20 protein-coding genes are annotated in these 19,910 nt (G+C 41.4%); 6 read left to right on the top strand and 14 right to left on the bottom strand.

Annotated elements, in window-relative coordinates; all coding sequences use genetic code 11:
* The first annotated feature begins 9 nt into the window (after positions 1 to 9).
* The 4 genes from BM291_RS01745 (at position 10) to BM291_RS01725 (ending at position 4,013) form a co-directional block, all read left to right on the top strand.
* On the top strand, positions 10 to 1,110 hold the full coding sequence (locus tag BM291_RS01745) for a vWA domain-containing protein (RefSeq protein ID WP_092894449.1): 1,101 nt from the start codon (positions 10 to 12) through the stop codon (positions 1,108 to 1,110).
* 5 nt (positions 1,111 to 1,115) lie between these two features.
* Complete coding sequence (locus BM291_RS01740; RefSeq protein ID WP_092894448.1) at positions 1,116 to 2,639, top strand: P-loop NTPase family protein; 1,524 nt, start codon at positions 1,116 to 1,118, stop codon at positions 2,637 to 2,639.
* Between the two features lie 340 nt (positions 2,640 to 2,979).
* Complete coding sequence (locus BM291_RS01730; RefSeq protein WP_092894447.1) at positions 2,980 to 3,573, top strand: hypothetical protein; 594 nt, start codon at positions 2,980 to 2,982, stop codon at positions 3,571 to 3,573.
* 104 nt (positions 3,574 to 3,677) lie between these two features.
* A complete protein-coding gene (locus tag BM291_RS01725) occupies positions 3,678 to 4,013 on the top strand; it encodes a hypothetical protein (protein ID WP_092894446.1) in 336 nt (111 codons plus the stop codon).
* A 285-nt stretch (positions 4,014 to 4,298) separates the two neighbouring features.
* Here the strand turns inward: BM291_RS01725 and moaA are convergent, their stop codons facing one another.
* The 13 genes from moaA to BM291_RS01655 all read right to left on the bottom strand — a co-directional run bounded on the left by moaA (position 4,299) and on the right by BM291_RS01655 (position 15,234).
* Entirely contained in the window at positions 4,299 to 5,312 is a 1,014-nt protein-coding gene (moaA, locus tag BM291_RS01715; RefSeq protein ID WP_092894444.1) for a GTP 3',8-cyclase MoaA, read from the bottom strand.
* Positions 5,296 to 6,213, bottom strand: coding sequence for a bifunctional molybdenum cofactor biosynthesis protein MoaC/MoaB (gene moaCB / locus BM291_RS01710; protein ID WP_092894443.1), 918 nt, complete (start codon positions 6,211 to 6,213; stop codon positions 5,296 to 5,298). The genes moaA and moaCB overlap by 17 nt, the downstream gene beginning before the upstream one ends.
* 152 nt (positions 6,214 to 6,365) lie before the next feature.
* Positions 6,366 to 6,794: a molybdenum cofactor biosynthesis protein MoaE gene (locus tag BM291_RS01705; RefSeq protein WP_092894442.1), complete on the bottom strand. Its 429-nt coding sequence runs from the start codon at positions 6,792 to 6,794 to the stop codon at positions 6,366 to 6,368.
* A gap of 168 nt (positions 6,795 to 6,962) precedes the next feature.
* Positions 6,963 to 8,009, bottom strand: coding sequence for a HesA/MoeB/ThiF family protein (locus BM291_RS01700; RefSeq protein WP_092894441.1), 1,047 nt, complete (start codon positions 8,007 to 8,009; stop codon positions 6,963 to 6,965).
* A gap of 2 nt (positions 8,010 to 8,011) precedes the next feature.
* The gene (locus BM291_RS01695; RefSeq protein WP_092894440.1) at positions 8,012 to 8,248 is read right to left on the bottom strand and encodes a MoaD/ThiS family protein; all 237 of its coding nucleotides are present in this window, start codon (positions 8,246 to 8,248) and stop codon (positions 8,012 to 8,014) included.
* A 28-nt stretch (positions 8,249 to 8,276) separates the two neighbouring features.
* A complete protein-coding gene (cobA, locus tag BM291_RS01690; RefSeq protein WP_092894439.1) occupies positions 8,277 to 9,089 on the bottom strand; it encodes a uroporphyrinogen-III C-methyltransferase in 813 nt (270 codons plus the stop codon).
* Positions 9,086 to 9,670: a molybdenum cofactor guanylyltransferase gene (gene mobA / locus BM291_RS01685; RefSeq protein ID WP_092894438.1), complete on the bottom strand. Its 585-nt coding sequence runs from the start codon at positions 9,668 to 9,670 to the stop codon at positions 9,086 to 9,088. The genes cobA and mobA overlap by 4 nt, the downstream gene beginning before the upstream one ends.
* A 3-nt stretch (positions 9,671 to 9,673) precedes the next feature.
* A complete protein-coding gene (locus BM291_RS01680; protein ID WP_092894437.1) occupies positions 9,674 to 10,426 on the bottom strand; it encodes a sulfite exporter TauE/SafE family protein in 753 nt (250 codons plus the stop codon).
* A gap of 1 nt (position 10,427) precedes the next feature.
* A complete protein-coding gene (locus BM291_RS01675) occupies positions 10,428 to 11,603 on the bottom strand; it encodes a molybdopterin molybdotransferase MoeA (protein WP_092894436.1) in 1,176 nt (391 codons plus the stop codon).
* Positions 11,604 to 12,031: 428 nt separating this feature from the next.
* Positions 12,032 to 12,844, bottom strand: coding sequence for a TPM domain-containing protein (locus tag BM291_RS01670; RefSeq protein ID WP_092894435.1), 813 nt, complete (start codon positions 12,842 to 12,844; stop codon positions 12,032 to 12,034).
* A complete protein-coding gene (locus tag BM291_RS01665; RefSeq protein WP_092894434.1) occupies positions 12,822 to 13,259 on the bottom strand; it encodes a TPM domain-containing protein in 438 nt (145 codons plus the stop codon). Before BM291_RS01665 ends, BM291_RS01670 begins: the two co-directional genes overlap by 23 nt.
* A 12-nt stretch (positions 13,260 to 13,271) precedes the next feature.
* On the bottom strand, positions 13,272 to 13,862 hold the full coding sequence (locus tag BM291_RS01660; protein WP_092894433.1) for a LemA family protein: 591 nt from the start codon (positions 13,860 to 13,862) through the stop codon (positions 13,272 to 13,274).
* A 118-nt stretch (positions 13,863 to 13,980) separates the two neighbouring features.
* Positions 13,981 to 15,234: an aspartyl protease family protein gene (locus BM291_RS01655; protein ID WP_092894432.1), complete on the bottom strand. Its 1,254-nt coding sequence runs from the start codon at positions 15,232 to 15,234 to the stop codon at positions 13,981 to 13,983.
* A 212-nt stretch (positions 15,235 to 15,446) separates the two neighbouring features.
* Between BM291_RS01655 and BM291_RS01650 the strand changes: the two genes are divergently transcribed.
* The gene (locus BM291_RS01650) at positions 15,447 to 15,917 is read left to right on the top strand and encodes a Fur family transcriptional regulator (protein ID WP_092894431.1); all 471 of its coding nucleotides are present in this window, start codon (positions 15,447 to 15,449) and stop codon (positions 15,915 to 15,917) included.
* Here BM291_RS01650 and BM291_RS01645 read toward each other — a convergent pair.
* Positions 15,914 to 16,348 (bottom strand): SRPBCC family protein, encoded by a 435-nt coding sequence (locus BM291_RS01645; protein WP_092894568.1) that lies wholly within the window; start codon positions 16,346 to 16,348, stop codon positions 15,914 to 15,916. The genes BM291_RS01650 and BM291_RS01645 overlap by 4 nt on opposite strands.
* Before the next feature lie 135 nt (positions 16,349 to 16,483).
* On the opposite strand from BM291_RS01645, the gene mfd reads away from it, so the two are divergent.
* Positions 16,484 to 19,837, top strand: a complete 3,354-nt coding sequence (gene mfd, locus BM291_RS01640; RefSeq protein ID WP_092894430.1) for a transcription-repair coupling factor — start codon at positions 16,484 to 16,486, stop codon at positions 19,835 to 19,837.
* Positions 19,838 to 19,910: the final 73 nt, after the last annotated feature.

Genomic DNA, 19,910 nt, shown 5'->3' with positions numbered 1-19,910 from the left:
TCTTAATAAATGAAAGGATTTCGATTTACTCAGTTCGTACCCACTCAGGATCCTGAGAAGAATACGTTCGAGAATCTGCTGAATATATTTTTGCAACTCATCACCATGACTGGCGGAGATGTGGCGGAAGCGCTGAGCTGGCTTACCAACTTGGACAATCGCTACAACATGACCAATCCCAATTATGGAATTGGCGACTTTATAGACGATCTGAAAAGCAAGGGCTACCTCACTGAGGAAAACCAAAAAGGGGAGTTTAAGATCACTGGCAAAGCCGAGCAGACGATCCGAAAGTCAGCTTTGGAGGAGATTTTCGGCAAACTCAAGCGGGGAAAATCAGGTCAACATAAAACCACGCATTCCGGACAAGGCGAAGAGCGGGGAACAGATCGCCGAGCATATGAATTTGGAGACAATCTGGATCAAATTGCCTTGACTGATTCGCTTAGAAACGCCCAAGCTAATCATGGTTTTTCAGGAGAATATCTGCTGACAGAAGGTGATTTGGAAGTAGCAGAAAATGAATTTCGATCTCAGACTTCCACAGTGCTGATGATCGATATTTCCCACTCCATGATTTTGTATGGAGAAGATAGAATCACGCCTGCCAAGAAAGTTGCCATGGCTTTGGCAGAATTGATTAAAACCCGCTATCCAAAAGACACCCTGGATATCATCGTTTTCGGAAATGATGCATGGCAAATAGAAATCAAAGATTTGCCTTATTTGCAAGTTGGGCCTTATCACACGAATACAGTTGCTGGATTGGAATTGGCGATGGATTTACTGAGAAGGAGAAAGAATCCGAATAAGCAGATTTTCATGATCACCGATGGCAAGCCAACTTGCCTGAAAGTGGGAATCAAGTATTACAAAAATGCTTTTGGGATAGACAGCAAGATTCTCAGCGAAACTCTGAAACTCGCTGCCCAATGCCGAAAACTGAAAATACCAGTGACTACTTTCATGATTGCTTCGGATCCTTATCTGAAGGAATTCGTGAAGGAATTTACCAAAGTGAATAACGGGAATGCCTATTACAGCAGTCTGAAAGGACTTGGCGACCTGATTTTTGAAGATTATAAACGCAATAGAACGAAACGCTTGTAAGGAATATGGACTACCAAAAACTGACACCAAAAGAACTCACTCAGATAAAAACTCTCGGCCAACTCAAAGCTGCCGGCTACGAATCCAAATCCATCAAAGAAGAACTTCGTGAGAACTTGATTCTAAAGATCAAGCGAAAGGAAAACGTCTTTGAAGGAATCTGGGGATACGAGGATACGGTGATTCCTGACATTGAGCGGGCGATACTTTCTAGACACAACATCAATTTGCTTGGTCTGAGAGGGCAAGCAAAAACCAGAATTGCCAGGATGATGACTCAACTTCTGGACGAGTACGTTCCTGTTGTTTTTGGTGCGGAGCTGAATGATGATCCCTTACAGCCTTTAACTTCCTTTGCGAGAGATTTGATCGAGGAAAAGGGTGACAATACTCCAATCGGATGGTGGCATCGTGATGATCGCTACACGGAAAAATTGGCCACGCCAGATGTATCTGTAGCCGATTTGATCGGAGATGTGGATCCTATTAAGGCCGCCACGATGAAATTGAGCTATAACGATGAGCGCGTGATTCATTACGGCTTAGTGCCAAGATCGCATCGTTCCATTTTTGTGATCAATGAATTGCCGGATTTGCAGGCTAGAATTCAGGTTGCACTTTTCAATATTCTTCAGGAGGGTGATATCCAGATCCGTGGTTTCAAATTGAGACTCCCGCTGGATATTCAGTTCGTCTTTACTGCAAATCCTGAGGATTACACCAACAGAGGAAGTATAGTTACGCCGCTGAAGGATAGAATTGAAAGTCAGATTATCACGCATTATCCAAAATCTATTGAGATAGGGAGAAGAATTACTGCACAAGAAGCTAACCTTAAAGGTAAGCCTGTAGATAACATCTATGTGCCTGAATTGATGAAGGACTTGATAGAGCAGATTGCTATCGAGGCAAGAAGTTCTGAGTTTGTGGATGAGAAAAGCGGTGTTTCGGCGAGACTGACGATTTCGGCTTATGAAAACCTGATCTCCGCAGCGGAGCGTAGGATGTACATGAATGGAGAAAGCAATACAATTATTCGGATTGCTGACCTGATCGGAGTGATCCCAGCAATCACTGGAAAAGTGGAACTGGTCTATGAAGGCGAGCAAGAAGGTGCCGGTTTGGTTGCTTATAATTTGATCGGAAAAGCCATTCGCTCACAATTCGTAAACTATTTCCCATCTCCTGAGCAGAAGAAGAAAGAAAAGCAGGGAAATCCTTATGTGTTGCCATTGGCTTGGTTTGGTGAAGGAAATGAATTGGACATCCTAGCTTCTCAAGGAGACAAGGACTATAAGTCTGCCCTTCATTCCGTACCTGGTTTGGAAGAAGTAGTGACTCAATTGGTTAAAGATATGCCGGAAAATGAGAAGGAATTCTTTATGGAATTTGCGCTTCATGGTTTGGCTGAATTCTCTCAGCTCAGCAAAAAAGTGCTAGATACTGGCTTACAGTTCAAAGACTTGTTCAGCTCCATGTTTGATATGGGGCCAGGTGATCCAGATGATTTTGAAGAAGATGATTTATAAAAAGAGAGCCGAAAGGCTCTTTTTTGTTAAGGACTAAATTTAGAGAAAGTTCATAATGGCTTACGCAATAGTTAGAGTCGGCTCCTCAGTAGTCAACCACAAAAATTTAATGATTTGAATAGAGTATGTTTAAATGATTGTGCGAATAATTAACTGAGAAAAGTTTTATCTCAAGAATTGAAAACGGCAAAAGTGACATTCAGCTTTCTACTCTATACCAACTATTGGAATATGGACTTGGCAAAAAAATAAGCTTTACTGTGAAATAGATACAGCCTATTCACCCCGGTCTGTGAAGTTCCACTTCGAGCACAACAGTTCTATAAAGGCATATAACACAATGAAGAATTTTCAAGCTATAATTTCGGTAATCATTTTTTCGATTTGCTATTACAGTTGTGCTCCTAAGAAGATCGAGAAAAATTATAATATTGAAGGGAATTGGTCTACACTGACATTGTCTGATTCTTTATACACTGAATATTTTTTTAGTGAAGATACACTTGAGACATTTAATCTTGATTGGGAATTTCTTCCTCGAGCAATTTATGAAGTCGAAAAGGATAGTGTCACTTTAAAAAGCACAGTAGAGAATTCTGTAGCGATAAAATACAAGATTAGTTTCCCTGACTCGAATAAACTTGTTCTTGAAAATCTAAACACTAAACTGATTCTTACAAAAATTCCCGACAACCAATACACAATTGATGATTTGATTAGAAATGGATTTTTCAAATATGACTATGATGATCCAGTTTTCGATTCTTTAAAAGCAGATTTCATCGTCAATGTTTTCAGAATCAGAGAAATCAGATACCTGATTGATAATGAGATGTTAAATAAAGACACTTTAATAACCCTTTGGAATAGCCAATTGCTAACTGACAGCACAAATCAGGAATATTATAAAAACTTGATCAAAGAGATCAAATAATAGTTTGCTATTTCGTTTCGCCCCGGTCAGTGTCTTATCATACCAGAGTAGGGCATACTAGTGTCCTGTGAGGACACAGGCCACGGAAATAATAAAAATTTCAAATGAAAAGACTAATTGCAGTTTCAATAATACTCCTTTTGTCTGGATGCAATTCGCATCCGAACTTCAGATGTTTTGGCGCCTCAACTCCGACAGAACTCTACCTAAATAATACTAGTGGAAATGAAATCTGTGCTATAATTCAAGCAGAACTGTTTAACGGAAAAATTATACAGGATAAAGTGTGTATAAAGAATAATGAAGTCAGGAGCCTATGCTATGAACTTGAAAATATTCCGACACACGAAATTATAGTTAAAATTGACTCGTTCGAAAGAACTATAAAATTGAGTTCGAGAGAAAGTAATGAATTAAATTTCGCAGAAATTAAAGAATAAAAACTGCTGACAAGAAGGCTATTTCAAAAACTTTTTTCTTCCGGCATCAAGAACCATCACCCCCCAATCGCAATCATACTTCTATTATCAGAATGCAGTGCTGGGTCGGATAATTTCTCCATGCTATCCATGCCAGCTCGGACGGCTTTTTTGTTGAGGATGGATTCCAAAAGACCGCCTCGGTTTGTGTCTTCACAGACCGGAATATGTCTCCATAATGTCCTGTGAGGATCCTCCGCCGCGAACAGGCAACAGGCCCGGACAGAACCTGCATTAACAAAACCATCACCCCCCAATCGCAATCATACTTCTATTATCAGAATGCAGCGCGGGATCAGATAATTTTTCCATGCTATCCATGCCAGCTCGAACAGCTTTTTTATTGAGAATGGATTCCAAAATCAGGTTTTCCACATTCTCCCCAGCGCGCATCGCGGCTAGCAAATCGGTTTCCTTGTTGGAAAAAAGACAATTTTTAATGCGTCCGTTTGCCGTCAGGCGAATCCGGTTGCAGCTACCGCAGAAGGGATTGGTCACCGAAGAGATGATTCCGAAATCTCCTTTGTATCCAGCAATCTTGAATTTGCGAGCAGTGAAATTATCTTCATTTGGAAGTGATGCTATTCGCTCCGCTCCGAAGTGAGCCCCCAATTGATCCAAAACTTCTTTCTCCGAAACCATCTTGGATCTGTCCCAGCTATTTCCGTCGAAAGGCATAAATTCTATAAAGCGAACCGAAACCTTGTAGTCCTTGGTCATATTTACCAAATCGACCAGTTCATCGTCGTTGATTCCTTTGATCAGTACCGTGTTGATTTTTAGATCGAAATCCTTGTCATGAAGGAGTTCGAAATTATCCAGCGTTTTTTGGAAACCTGTCCTTCTGGTAAGTTCTTGAAAGCGCTCCTCTTTCAGGGTATCCAGACTAAAATTAATCTTTTTGATTCCTAATTTTTGGAAGTTATCCACATGCCTATCCATCAGCAAACCATTGGTTGTAATCGAAAGATCCACGGGCATTTCCGAAAGCCCTTCGAGTATCGTGCCGATGTCTTTGCGAAGAAGAGGTTCGCCACCTGTAAGACGGATTTTATTCACGCCCAAGCCCACAAAAATCCGAGCAAACTCCAGCACTTCCTCCGCACTCATCAAGTGTGCTTTGGGGCTAAGCGGAATTCCTTCGGCGGGCATGCAGTAGCTGCAGCGCAGATTACACTTCTCGATCAGGGAAATCCGCAAGTAATTGTGGACTCTCCCAAACTTATCTCTCAGCTCCTGAATATTACCCAATTGGGTCATGATTCGCTCCTTTTAATATTTTAAATACATGCAACACATGTGGGAAAACCGCATCCATTGATTCTTTCGCTCCATTGGTCGATCCTGGCAAAGCCAAGACAATGCTGTCACCAATCGTCCCTGCCACAGATCTAGAGAGCATCGCAAAAGGCATAATCTTCTGTCCGTAACTTCTGATCGCTTCCTCGATACCTGGAATTCTTCGCTCCAAAATCGGTTCCAAAGCCTCTGGCGTTACATCTCTTTTGGAGAGTCCAGTTCCACCTGTGAAAATCACCAATTGATTCTTTTCTGAATGCTCAAAAGCCTTGCTTCTGATTTGTTCTATCTCATCAGGAATCACTTCATAGGAAGTCACTTCCACTCCATGTGATTTCAACTTATCCACTATCACTTTACCTGCCCGGTCTTCCTTTATTCCCTTGGAAATAGAGTCCGAACAGACGATCACCGCCGCTTGAATCAGCTTTGGGTTTTTGTCTTTGAAACTGGATTTTCCGCCTGTCTTCTCTACCAACCCAATTTCACGGATAACAATCCCCTTATCGATCGGCTTCAGCATATCGTACATAGTCAAGGCAATCACCGATGCTCCATGCATGGCTTCTACTTCGACTCCAGTTTTGTACACGGTCTTTACCGTGATATAAATCCGAATTTCTAGCCCATCGATCTCATATTCCACAGCAGTGTATTCCACCGGAAGGGGATGACAATCTGGAATGGTGATATGCGTATTTTTCACTGCGAAAAGCCCGGCAACCTTCGCCATTTCGAAGACATTTCCCTTTGGCACTCGGTTTTCCACCACAGCCGCGATGGTCTCAGCAGAACTGACATGTACAATCGCTTGAGCTTTTGCCGTGCGAAGTGTCGTGACTTTATGTGTGATGTCTACCATTTGTTTATATTCTTAAAAGAGAGAATGCCATTATACGCAGTTTCTTTGATCAACAGGCTGAAAGACGGGTGACCGAAGACCGAAGTGGCCTCAATGGATAAGTTTACCAATTCTTGAAACACTTTATATGTAGAAAAGCGAATGTGCATTTTTCAACTATTTACTTTCCATTGATGCTCTTCGTTATCCAAAATCTCCTTGCCGAAGATCGGAACTTCCTCTTTCACCTTATTCACTAGCCATTCGGTGGCTTCATAAACCTGCTTTCTTCTTGGTGAGGAAACGAAGACGAAAATGCAAATCTCCCCGACTTTCACCGTTCCCAAACTGTGGTAAATGTGCAGACAAGTCAGATCAAATTTCTCAAACGCAGCCTCACGAATCTCGTGTAACTTTTCATTGGCCATTTCCTCGTAGGTGGTGTATTCTATTGCAACGACTTTCTGATCGCCCACTTCATCCGCACGAACCTGTCCTAGGAAAATATTATGCGCACCGATGCTATGCTTGCTTTGATGCTTCGCAATCGAATCTGCTATGAATGCTGAAGAAATCGCTCCTTCAAGAAATACTTTTTTCATCTGGCCTCTATTTATTTCTAAAAAACAACCAAGAATTAACAGGTTATATTCTATATGTGAATGTGGATAACTTAAACTAGAATCTCGGAATAATAGTCAATTATATGGTATGCCGACTCCCCCTTTTCAAAGGGGGCAAGGGGGATTTGTTCTAAAAAACCCGCCTTTCTAATCTTGTTTTTCAACACTCTTAACTTCATTTTCTATCAATTTCACTACATCTGAAGCTCCACCACGAATGGCTTTCACTTGCTGAAAATTTGCCTTCTTTAGAATTTTAGCTACCGAAATCGCACGTGTTCCGGATTGGCAGAAAACAGTAATCTTTGCTTCCTTCGAGATTTCATCCAATCTACTCTCTAAAACTGAAAGCGGAATCTGAATACAATTAGCTAAGGCAACAACTGGCTTTTCCCCAAGCTCACGAACATCTAGCAGAAGACCTCCTTCTCCCAAGGCTTTTCCCGCTGAGATCAAATCTATCGTTGGCGAAGTTACCTTTTCGGAAACTGGTTCCATTTGAACTGCCAATTCAAAGATCTGCTGATCATTCTTCAGCATGTTATAAATCAAGATTTTCCCTGAAAGGATTTCTCCGATTCCCAGGATAATCTTTAACGCTTCATTAGCCTGAAGCATCCCGATCATTCCCACTGTAGTACCCAATACTCCGGCTTCCGCACAATTCAATGAGCTTTGTTCTTCCTCCGGAAAAAGGCTACGATAAGAAGGCCCTCCCTGATAATTGAAAACCGAAACCTGTCCCTGAAAACGGAAAATCGAACCGTAGATCATCGCCTTACCAGCTACTCTACACGCTTCATCTAGAATGTATCTTACTTCAGTATTGTCTGTAGCATCAATTACAAAATCGTATTCTTGCAATAAGTTATCCACATTTTCAAGGGTGAGAAAAACCGGATATATAGTAATAGTAAGTTCTGAATTCATGGAAGTTAAGACCTTTTCGGCTTCTACCACTTTGAACTCACCAATAGATTTCTCTGAATATAGAACCTGCCGATGCAAATTGCTTAACTCGATTTTATCCCCATCTACTATGCCCAAGTTACCAACTCCAGCTGAAGCCAGATAAGGTAAAACGGCGCAACCCAAACCTCCTGCTCCGACTACCAGCACCTTGCTATTCTGCAACTTTTGCTGACCGGATATCCCTATGCCGGGAAGAATCGTCTGTCGTTGGAATCTTTCCATTATTACCCTCCTGAAAATGGGGGAAGCAATGCGATCTCGTCTCGATCCGACAGGCTCAAGCCTTGCTTAGTCGAGATGATTTTGCGATTAACGGCCACCTGAAATTGGAATTTGCTGATGCCATATTTGGTATCCAGCAAGCTCAGCAGATCCTCCAAACTCACAGACTTCAAGTCCAGCGTTTCGGAGTCACTCTGCGCAGCTTCTGCAATATTTCCAAAGTAGTTTATGGTAATCATAGCTTCAATTTAATACAGATCGCTCGGATTAATTAATAAATGGCAAGGTATTCAAGTTTTGAAAGATAAACTCATCCTCCAGCACCCAGTCTTCCTTCACCGCAGTTCTGCCTTTGGCCAAGTGAACGACTTCACCAATTACAATGACAGCCGGAGCACCAATTCCTTGTTTTTGGGATATTTCAAGAATATTCTCGATAGTTCCCACCACCTCTTTTTGCTCTGATTTGGTACCATCTTGAATGATCGCAACAGGCAAATCCGCTTTCCCTACCGATTTATATATCTCAGCGATCTCAGCAAGCTTACTCATTCCCATCAAAATGATCACCGTAGCAGATGATTGCGCAGCCAAGGATAGATCTTTAGAAAGCTCTCTATCGCTGGTCGTCCCAGTGATTACCCAGAAACTTTCGGCAACGCCTCTTGCCGTTACAGGAATTCCTACCGAAGCTGGCACCGCTACACTAGATGAAATACCCGGAATAATCTCCGTTTCTATCCCGCATTCCTGTGCATAGATTTCTTCCTCCTTTCCTCTTCCAAATACAAAAGGATCTCCGCCTTTCACTCGCACCACATGCCCAAATTCTTTTGCATAATTCACGATCATCTCATTGATTTCATCCTGAGTGTGACTGTGATTTCCCTTTCTTTTTCCTACAAAAACCAGCAAAGCACGATTTGCATGCTTAAGTACTTCCTCATTTACCAAGGAATCATAAAGCACCACATCGGCATCGTTCAGCGCTTTGACGGCTTTGAGCGTAAGTAGCTCCGGATCGCCTGGGCCGGCACCGAGGAGGGTGACTTTAGGGTATTTTCCTGTAATAGTAGTCATAGGTCAAGTAGGTTGAGAGACTGTAATTCTGCTTTGCTATTGATATTCTGAACCAGAGATTTCTGATCAGAATTGATGCAGATTTTCTGATGTGAAATCATATTCACCAGCGGGCAAAGCTTTAATTTATTACTTGATATCGCATCAGCAAAGGTTTGTAAGGCTGATTTATTATAAACACCGATCAGCGGATAATCATTTTTTGCATCGCAGAGAAAGGTCACCGAAGCTTCAATTTCCTCGCTTTCATCGCACAGATTTCTAAGTAGCTCAGTGGTGATCTTCGGAATATCACAGCTGAGAATCAGGTTTCTCACTGTTTTGCTATGCTTCAATGCGGTATAAATTCCGCCCACAGGCCCTTTGTCTTCATAAGAGTCCTCGATCATCGGCAGGCCAACCAAACTATAATCTCCATTGCTGGTCACCAAAATAATATTGGAAGTAATCGGCATAATCGCCTCAATAATCCAACGGATAAAGGGTTTGCCTCTGTAGAGAACCAAGCCTTTTTCCGCTTGCATGCGAACGCTTTTCCCTCCACAGAGCACATAAGCCGTTATTTCCTGAGATTTCTCCATAGTCTAAACAGTCATTAATTTTATAAAAGCTATAAAAAGCACAATGGAAAGAATGTATTTCAAGGTCACATTAGAGAACTTTTTAGCTCCGTAAATCGCCCCAAAAGTTCCACCAAGTACAGCCGCAGGAATGAGGAAACTGGCTTCCATGGGAATTTCTCCCCCACCGAGTACAAATCCCAAAGCTCCGGAAACAGAATTGACCCAGATGAATAAGGCCGAAACCGCAGCAGCCTCTTTCATATTTCCCCAGCGCAGCAAAAGGATCACTGGACTCAAGATAATGCCTCCACCTATGCCGATCATTCCTGAGAAGAAACCTATTGCCAAACCAATCAGTAATGCGAGATAAGTTTTGACAGGTTCATTTTGATCTGAGTTAGTTTTCCCAAAAACACCCAAAATTCTTAAAATCGCAATCAGCAGAAATACTCCTAGAATCTGCTTATACAATGTGGCGTTGATGGTGATCATGCCGCCGGCAAAAGCCGCCGGAATCGACGTGATGGCAAATGGATAAAAAAGTTTCCAGCGAAAATGCTTGGCTTGACGAAAAAACACAAAGGAGATTCCCGCCACGAAAATATTTAGTAATAGAGCTGTTGGCTTCATCACCATCAGAGGAACTCCGGCCAAAGCCATCATCGCGAGATAGCCACTTGCACCTCCATGGCCCACACTTGCATACATAAATGCAACCACTGCAAGAATAGCAGAGAAAATAAGTATGAAAACAGGGTCGTGAAAATCGATCATCCTAATTTCTATTTATGGGCAAGAACTGCACTGATTCACCTGCTTCAAGTTCTTCCTTTTGCTCAGGAATCATCACCAAGGCATTTCCCAAAGCATAAGAAATCAACATACTAGAAGCTTGCTTAGGATAGATTTCCAGCTCCCCATTTTTCTCAGTTCCAAGTATGAAAAGAGTCTTCCCAAACTTATTATATGTGCGATGTTTCAGAACTCCAGTCTGGAAATTTAAGTCTATATCAGGATTGCCTGACATAATTTTCAATGCTGAGAAGGCATAGATCAGAAAACAGGTCAATGAAGAAGCTGGATTTCCAGGCAAGGCAAAGACAAGTGTCTTCTCCTTTTTGCCAAACCAAAGTGGCTTCCCCGGTTTTTGATTCACTTTGTAGAAAATCTCTTGAACTCCATTTGCTTGCAAAGCGGCATTGACGAAGTCATAATCGCCAACAGAAATACCACCAGAGATCAGCAGCATATCATCCTCAAGTCCTTCAGCAATGATTTTTTTTGTTGCTTCCAGATCATCTTCAACCTTTAAAATCCGCACTGAAGCAAAGCCTCGTGACTTCAGGGCAGATTCCAGCATGATCGCATTACTTTCATATATGCATCCGGGCTGCAGGGGACTTCCAGCCTCCTGAAGTTCATTTCCGGTTACGATCAACGTAATTTTGGGTTTGTTAAAGACTAAAACCTCCGTGATCCCAAAACTGGCCAAAAAACCAATTATTGATTCATTTATTTTTGTCCCAGCTGGCAACACTTGATCACCAGCCTTTATTTGTTCGCCGACTTCCCGCACATTGGCAGATTTATCGGGTAGTTGAAGTATGGATATATTCTTACCATTCGCCTCTACATGTTCCTGCATGACGACTGTGTCTGCTAGATCGGGCACACGAGCACCTGTAAAGATTCTCACTGCCTGATTTGCTTGAAGCTCAAAATCCAGTGCATCTCCGGCCTTGCATTCTCCTATGATTTCTAGTTCACTGATTTCTCCAAATCGAAAAGCATAACCATCCATGGCTGATTGTCGAAAAAACGGTAGGCTGATGGGCGCCACTATCTCTTCTGCCACAAAACAACCAAAGGAGTCCCTTAACTGCATCTTTACAGTAGGCAGCTGTCCTGTGTGAGTTTTAATTAAATCTAAGGCTTCGGAAACTGAAATCATTTTGGCTTAAAATCTTGGCTAAACTTAAAGAAAATTACGTATAAATACGTATTTTTCTACGTATTTATTTAGGATATAAACTATTATTACCCAATTGAAGGATAAGCTCCGATTATTTTACTGCAAAAAAAAGATTTGTGAATAAGGCTTAGAAAGGAAGGCCAAAATTCTATTTTGATTGTGTAATTCTTTTAGACTGACGTGCAAAAATGCTTTTGGAAAGATCCTGCTTCTGGAGTAGCAGGATAATTAAACGCTATCCACTTTGACACAAAAAAAGCACCTTCAAAAAGAAGGTGCTCTATACTTATATACAATAAATGCTTCATTATATTAAAAACGACAAACTAAAATAGAATTTGTCTAAAGCTAGAATTTAGGCTACTTCGTTCTTCGGACACCTGTCTACTGTCTTAATTCCAACCCATTTACCAGCCGCCGCCAGCTCCACCACCGCCGAAGCCACCGCCTCCGAAACCTCCGAAGCCGCCGCCGCCGCCGCCGCCAAATCCTCCGCCGCCACCGAAGCCGCCGCCGCCAGAATATCCACGACCGCCGCCTAGCATATTTGCCAGCAGGATAGTACTCCAGATGCCTACTCCTCCACCTCTGCCACCCATGTGGTTATTATTATCATTTCTATTTCTCAATAGAGGTAGAATCACAAAGATGAAAATGAAGAAAAGGATCATGAAAATGGCTCCGCCACTATTGCCTTGCGACTCTATATCCTCAGCTGTGTATTCGCCAGATGCTAACTTGAAAATCATATCAGTAGCCTCATTAAGACCTTCATAATATGCTTCTTTACGGAAATTGGGCAGAATCAAACCTTCCACGATACGTTTTGCCAATGCATCAGGAACAGCTCCCTCCATTCCATAACCAGTTGCAATGAAAACCTTACGATCGTCCATTGCGGCAAGAATCAAGATTCCATTGTCATTTTCTCCACCACCGATCCCCCATGCTTGGCCAAGGCGAAAAGCATAATCAGAAATGTCATATTGACCTACAGAGCGCATCATCACAATCGCAATCTGCGTGGATGTACTGTCATTGTAAGCAACCAATTTACTTTCCAATTGTCCCGCTTCAGCCGCTGAAAGGGTGTTGGTGAAATCATTCACTAATCTTGGTGGATTGGGCGCAGGAGGAAAGTCCTGGGCCTGAAGGCCAAGAGAGAAAAGAAATAATAGTAATAAAAGAGGGTGGGTCTTAGGACCCAAAAGAAATCTCATCAGGAAGCTCGTTTATGTCTGAATCACCCTGATAAGGGAAATGCGTTCCAAGTTGCTCGCCGGCCATGTGAATACCGTCGATCAGACCTTGTGTAAATTGACCCTGCTTAAATAAGCCAGCCATGTGTTCTTTTATTTTTTCCCAGAAATCTTCTGGAACTACTTCGTTGATGCCTTTATCGCCTAAAATTGCAAAGCGCTTATCAACTACGGCAAGGTAGAATAAAACCCCATTGCGATCTTTTGTCTGATGCATTTTAAGGGTGTCAAATACCTTCACAGCACGATCAAGTACCTCGACTTTGCAACGACTTTCTATATGAACTTGGATTTCTCCAGAGGTGGAAACTTCAGCAGACCGGATCGCATTAACGATAGCTTCCCGGTCTGCCGTTGAGAATAATTTCTCAGACATGATTAATTGGTATTAAAACTGAACTGTAGGTGCATTTTCGGATCCTGCAGTGGCCTCAAAATAGCCTTTCTGCTCAAATCCGTACCAGCCCGCAAAGATGTTGTTCGGGAATGTTCTAAGATTTGAATTGTAATCCTGAACAGACTGATTGAAGTTACGTCTAGCTACAGCGATTCTATTTTCTGTGCCTTCAAGTTGAGCTTGTAACTCTAGGAAATTTTGATTCGCTTTAAGCTCAGGATAACGCTCTACGCTTACCAACAACCTACTTAAAGCACCGCCAAGCTGATCTTGTGCACCTTGGAATTCAGCCAATTTTTCAGGAGTAAGATTCGATGCATCTACATTTACTGAAGTAGCTTTTGCTCTTGCTTCGATCACACCAGTCAAAGTCTCTTGCTCAAACTCTGCATAACCTTTCACTGTACTTACCAAATTAGGAATAAGATCAGATCTTCTTTGATACTGTGTCTCCACTTCAGCCCACTGGCCATTGATCACTTCTTCTGTTTGGACAAAAGTATTATACGTCCCTACGGCTTTAGTATAGACAAAAATGCCCACGACCAACAAAATCAGAATAGGAATAAGGAATTTTTTCATGTTTTATAATTGATTTTTACAACTTGATTACTCACGTATTTAAGAAAAAGAGGTTGGATTATTCCCCCTTCCTTCACTCAAAATTACCGTTTTTATCTTAATTCAATCTAAAAGCCGGCTAAATCTGCTTCCTCAGGGTAAAGGTGAATTTGTGATCTTCCCATTTGGTAAGATCATCTCCTTCATACCGACGAACCTCTAAAGTAATCTCCTTTCCTGGTTCCGATCTTAACAACTTATTGATTTCTCCTAGCTCCCAAATGAAGGTTGGTACTTTGTTTATGGTTAATATTTCATCGAAAGTCATAATTCCTACACGCTGGGCAGGAGATCCTGGTCTAATTTCTGAAACGTATATCCGATTATCATCATTTGGGATCTTTTTCAATGACATTCCGCTCATATCGTATTCGAAAGGCGTATAAAAATTCTCAGCTTTTCGCACCAAAAGGCGATTTCTAGGGTAATCAAAAATAAGTCTTGTCCTGCCCAATACCTCTGCGCCCAAGCTCCCATAACGCCCCGAGTTTTGAATCACATAGCTAAAAGGCGTTTCATCAGGATAAGAAGTGAGCACTTCATCCAATTTGAAATTGGCCAATTTCATATAATCCACTCGACCAATAAATCCATATAAAACGCCTCCTAAACTCTGGCCCAAAGCTGATGCTATAAATAGTGGAGGCATGGTAATTTCATCTGTAGTTTCTCGATTAAGCAATAAACCATGATTTGCGCCAGTGTCGATTAGTAACTTAGGGTAAATAAATGAACCGTCCTTTTGCCTCACTTCAGCATTGATATAAGGTTTGTTATCATCAATACTCATAGCTAGTTTTCTATAAAAAAGAGGCCTCCATTTCATTGCACTAGTTCTGAAAAAGGATATTTCCCCTTTGTCATAGTTGATTTTGACAGGATTGAATTTGAAAAACTCAGAACCTAAAATCCCATAAATAGGAATCCCAATAACAGACTCCAACTCTATAAACTCATCCTCTAGGACAAGTATACTTTGGAATATCCCCTCTACTGGACCAACATCAAAGTGATTAATGGGAGAAACCGATGCCATCAGGTCATCATTCCCATCTGCTCCCACAAGTTTCAATCGCCTAGTGTACTCTAGTTCCAGAGCGTCACCAAGTATTTTACTGAATAAAATATTAGAACGAACCCCAGTATCAACTAAGAAATTTAGAGGCGTATTTCCGTTGATTGAAACGGGAATAATGATCAGACTATTTGAAGCATAAAATGGAATAACAACCTTACGCTTATCCTCTTTCATAAAAAACCCAGGCACTTGACCTATACAGAGAATCTGCGTAGCCAGTAGAAGGAAGAGGAAAAGTGGTAAGCGTTTATTCATATAATAATGAAACCCTGATGTCACAAATAAGTTACTCGGTTTTTTGGGTTTTAGATGAAATGACCTTTAAAATCTAATGATTTCACTCCGAGCATTAGCAGAATCAAGCGAGTTAGTTTTAATTAGATTGAAACCAAATTACTGCGATTATGGCCTCAGGTTTGCCAAAAAATGGATAATGACTCATCTTTATTTCAAATTATTTTGACCCTATGGCAGACAAGGCCCTAATAGAAAAGGCTAAAAAAATCTTTGAAAACTTTCTTACCAAACAAGGAAGCAGGAAAACTCCTGAAAGATTTTCAGTAATCGACGAACTTTACTCGCTTCCAGAAGATGAGCATATGGACGTAGAAGGTCTATTTCTAAGTATGAGAAATAAGGGTTATACCATTAGCCGAGCGACCATTTACAACACACTTGACCTTCTCGTAGAAAGTGGATTAGCCGTCAAACACCAATTCAAAGACAAAGTAGCGCTCTATGAACAAGCGCTGACCTACAAGCATCATGATCATCATGTGTGTAATCAATGTCGTAAAATCAGGGAATTTTCTGATCCAAAAATCAACGAAATCAAGGACGAAATTGGTAAATCTTTCAGATCAACTATCAAAAGCCATTCACTGGTGCTGTACGGGGATTGCGAGATCCCAAACTGTGAAAACTTAGTAGAAATTTAAGCAAACACCTTTTTGTAAATAGGTTTTCTATAGGCAAACTGAATGTAAAGAGCAGGATAAAGCAGCAAAGACAAAAGCCCAAAAGGTGCTTTAAATTCTATTTCATCTCTAATAATTGTGCTAGATCCCTCTTTGATGATCCTGTGCTTATGTTTCCAGCTTTTTAGGAAAAAAGGCAATTCTACCCCTTCATCTACGAAATAGTATTCTTTAGAATTGGTGTGATTATCAGTGATTGTACTCGTCCATTTCTGCTTGAAAAAAAAGAAATTCAGCTCCATCGACACCATATCTCCCGTTTCTGATCCATCATACCTTACTAGGTTGACGGGAGGAAATGGAGGGCTTAGTTTAGCAAAAAGAGATTCATTGAAGCCTGCTTTGACTTTCAAAAAGTCTTGATTTACCTGACAAGAGAGTTCTAATCGCATAGGAGTCATTTATTTATTGTGAACTCTTATCTACTTCAAATGTTTATTAGCTGGGAAAAGGAGCTGGGAATCAATCGTAAGAATTCATAAAGCAGTAACTTTGACCCACCAACCTAGCATTAAAATCACAAACTATTGGATCGTCAGGACTTTCTTTCAATCTATCAATCAGACCCCATTTTTCAAACTATCGCGCATGAGATTTCAAGTGGCGATAAGCTTACGTACCAGATAAGGGGATTATCAGGCAGTTTGGATATGGTGCTATTTGCGGCTCTTTATGCGAGCAAAGGTGGAATCCACCTTATCGTTGCACAGGACAAAGAGGAGGCTGCTTACCTCAATTCTGATCTTCAGAATTTGCTGGATAGTGAAGAACACATGATCTTCCCTTCGAGTTTCAAGAGGGCGTATCAATATGAGGAGATCGACAATGCAAATGTGCTGATGCGTTCGGAGATTCTCAATCTCGTACTTGAAGAGAAAGGCAAATCACGAATTATCATCACCTATCCAGAAGCTATCTATGAGCGGGTAATCAACAAGCGTTCGCTTCAGGAAAATACCTTTTCGGCCAAAGTTGGAGAGCAAGTAGACATGGAGTTCGTCACTGAAATCCTAGCTAGCTACGATTTTGAACGAACTGAATTTGTCTATGAACCAGGGCAATTCGCGATTCGTGGAGGGATTTTGGATGTGTTTTCATTTTCAAACGAGAGCCCTTATAGACTAGAGCTTTTTGGGAAAGAGATAGAAAGCATCAGGACTTTTGATCCTGAGACGCAGCTTTCCATTGCAAGTGTAGAGCAAATAGCGCTGATCCCGAATGTTCAAACCAAACTTCTTCAAGAGGTCAGGCAGTCATTTCTGGGCTTTTTGCCTGAGCAGACGATCGTGTGGATCAAAGATTATCAGCTGACCTTGGATGTAATGGACGAGTGCTTTCACAAAGCTTCCTTGGCTTTTGATCAAATCGTCCACAAAACAAACAATACAAAAGTTGTCCTCGGACCTGGGGACTTATTTGATAAAGGATCTGACTTTGCGGCGACATCTGCTAACTTTTCAAGGGTGGAATTTGGCAAGCAGTTTTATTTGAAAAATGCCAAGCCGTTCACATGGGAATCGCAGCCCCAGGCATCATTCAATAAGAACTTTGACTTATTGGTTGCGCAACTTTCTGAGAATGAAAAGAAAGGATTTGTCAATATACTAACTGCCGAAAATGCTAAGCAAATCGATAGACTGCTAGGGATTTTCAAGGAATTAGATCCTACGTTGCAAGTACAAAGTATGCTTCTCGGCTTGCGCGAAGGTTTTGAAGATAGACAGTCCAAAATCGCCTGCTTTACAGACCACCAGCTTTTTGAGCGATTCCATCGCTATAAAACCCGCGACAAAGCCAGTAAATCAAAAGCCCTTACTATTAAGGAACTGAAAGCTCTTCATCCAGGCGATTACATCGTCCATGTGGATTATGGAGTTGGGCGTTTTGCGGGTTTGGAGAAAGTGGACGTAGCAGGCAAAATGCAGGAAGCTGTACGATTAGTCTTTCGAGATGATGATTTGCTCTATGTAAATATTCACTCTTTACATAAAATCTCGAAATTCTCTGGACAGGAAGGCACTGCACCATCCATGTCCAAGCTTGGCTCACCAGACTGGGAAAACAAAAAATCCAGAGCTAAAAAACAAGTTAAGGACATAGCCAAGGACTTGATTGCGCTTTATGCGAAGCGAAGATCTGCTGCAGGTTTTGCTTTCCATCCAGATTCTGTACTTCAGATCGAGCTGGAATCTTCTTTCATCTATGAAGACACGCCAGATCAAGCTATCGCTACTCAGGACGTCAAAACTGATATGGAAAAGTCCTATCCAATGGATAGACTGGTTTGTGGTGATGTGGGATTTGGGAAAACTGAAGTTGCGATCCGTGCAGCGTTCAAAGCAGTAAATGATCGTAAGCAAGTTGCCATTTTGGTGCCTACGACAATTCTGGCTATGCAGCATTACCAGACTTTCAGTGAGCGATTGGAAAATTTTCCTGTAAAAATCGAATACATCAATCGCTTTCGAACTGCTAAAGAGATCAAAGAAATCATCGCTCAGGTGAAAACCGGAGAGATCGATATCCTAATAGGTACGCATAGGATTGTCAATAAAGATATTGTCTTCAGAGATTTGGGGCTTTTGGTAATTGATGAGGAACAGAAATTTGGTGTGAAAGTCAAAGATCAATTGAAAAATCTGCGTTTAAACGTAGATGTGTTGACTTTAACCGCTACGCCTATTCCAAGGACCTTACACTTTTCCCTAATGGGAGCAAGAGATTTATCAGTAATTGCTACTCCTCCGCCAAACCGCCAGCCGGTTACAACCGAGGTTCAGACATTCCAAGAAGAAGTACTCCGGGATGCTATTTCTTACGAATTGAGACGAGGAGGTCAGGTTTTCTTCGTGCACAACCGTGTAGGAGAGATTGACTCTATTGCCAACTTGATCATGAAACTCGTGCCTGATGCGCGTGTAGCAGGTGCTCATGGTCAGATGGATGGGAAAAAGCTGGAAAAGGTCATGGTAGATTTTATCCATCACGAATACGATGTACTCGTTTCTACCAACATAATTGAATCTGGGCTAGACATCCCAAATGCCAATACAATAATCATCAACCGCGCTCATATGTTTGGTATGAGTGATTTGCACCAGATGCGTGGAAGAGTGGGTCGGAGTAACAAGAAGGCGTTCTGCTATCTGCTTACTCAACCGATGTCAGGTTTGACGGCAGAAGCTAGAAAGCGCATGCAAACACTCGAAGAGTTCTCAGACTTAGGAGATGGATTCAAGGTAGCGATGAAAGATCTGGACATTCGAGGCGCTGGAAATTTACTGGGAGCTGAGCAAAGTGGATTCATTACCGATCTAGGCTTTGAAATGTATCACAAAATCCTCGATGAGGCTGTCCAGGAATTGAAGGAAAATGAGTTTGCAGCTTTATTTGAAACAGAATTGGCTGAGCAAGTCAAAGTGCTGGTTCAGGATTGTACTATAGAAACAGATTTGGAGCTATTGATTCCAGAAGAGTATGTGGGAAATATCAGTGAGAGACTAGGCCTTTATTCCAAGCTTGATGCGATTAAAAATGAAGAGGAATTGGCAAAATTTTCTACCATGCTGTTGGATAGATTCGGCCCACTGCCTGAATCTGTAGTGGATCTGATGGAAACTGTACGCTTGCGTTGGAAGGCAGAAAAGCTTGGGGTTGAGAAACTTGTATTGAAAGGCAATCTCATGAAGTGTCATCTACTACCATCTACCCGAGACGATTACTATTCCTCAGATATTTTCCAAAAAGTTATGCGATTTGCACAGATGAATAGTAAACTTTGCAAAATAAAGGAGTACAAAAATCGTTTAATTCTTACATTATCAAATGTTTCTACCATTTCTAAGGCCCAGATTAAGCTTAAGGAGATGAATGATGCATGATTTTGAAATAATTTTAATGGCATAAAAATTGCAGATTTGCCTATCGATTTTGTTGATATTCTGGGATTCTAGC

Source organism: Algoriphagus aquimarinus (genome assembly GCF_900112005.1).
Taxonomy (GTDB): domain Bacteria; phylum Bacteroidota; class Bacteroidia; order Cytophagales; family Cyclobacteriaceae; genus Algoriphagus; species Algoriphagus aquimarinus.
This window is presented reverse-complemented; position numbering and strand designations above follow the sequence as displayed.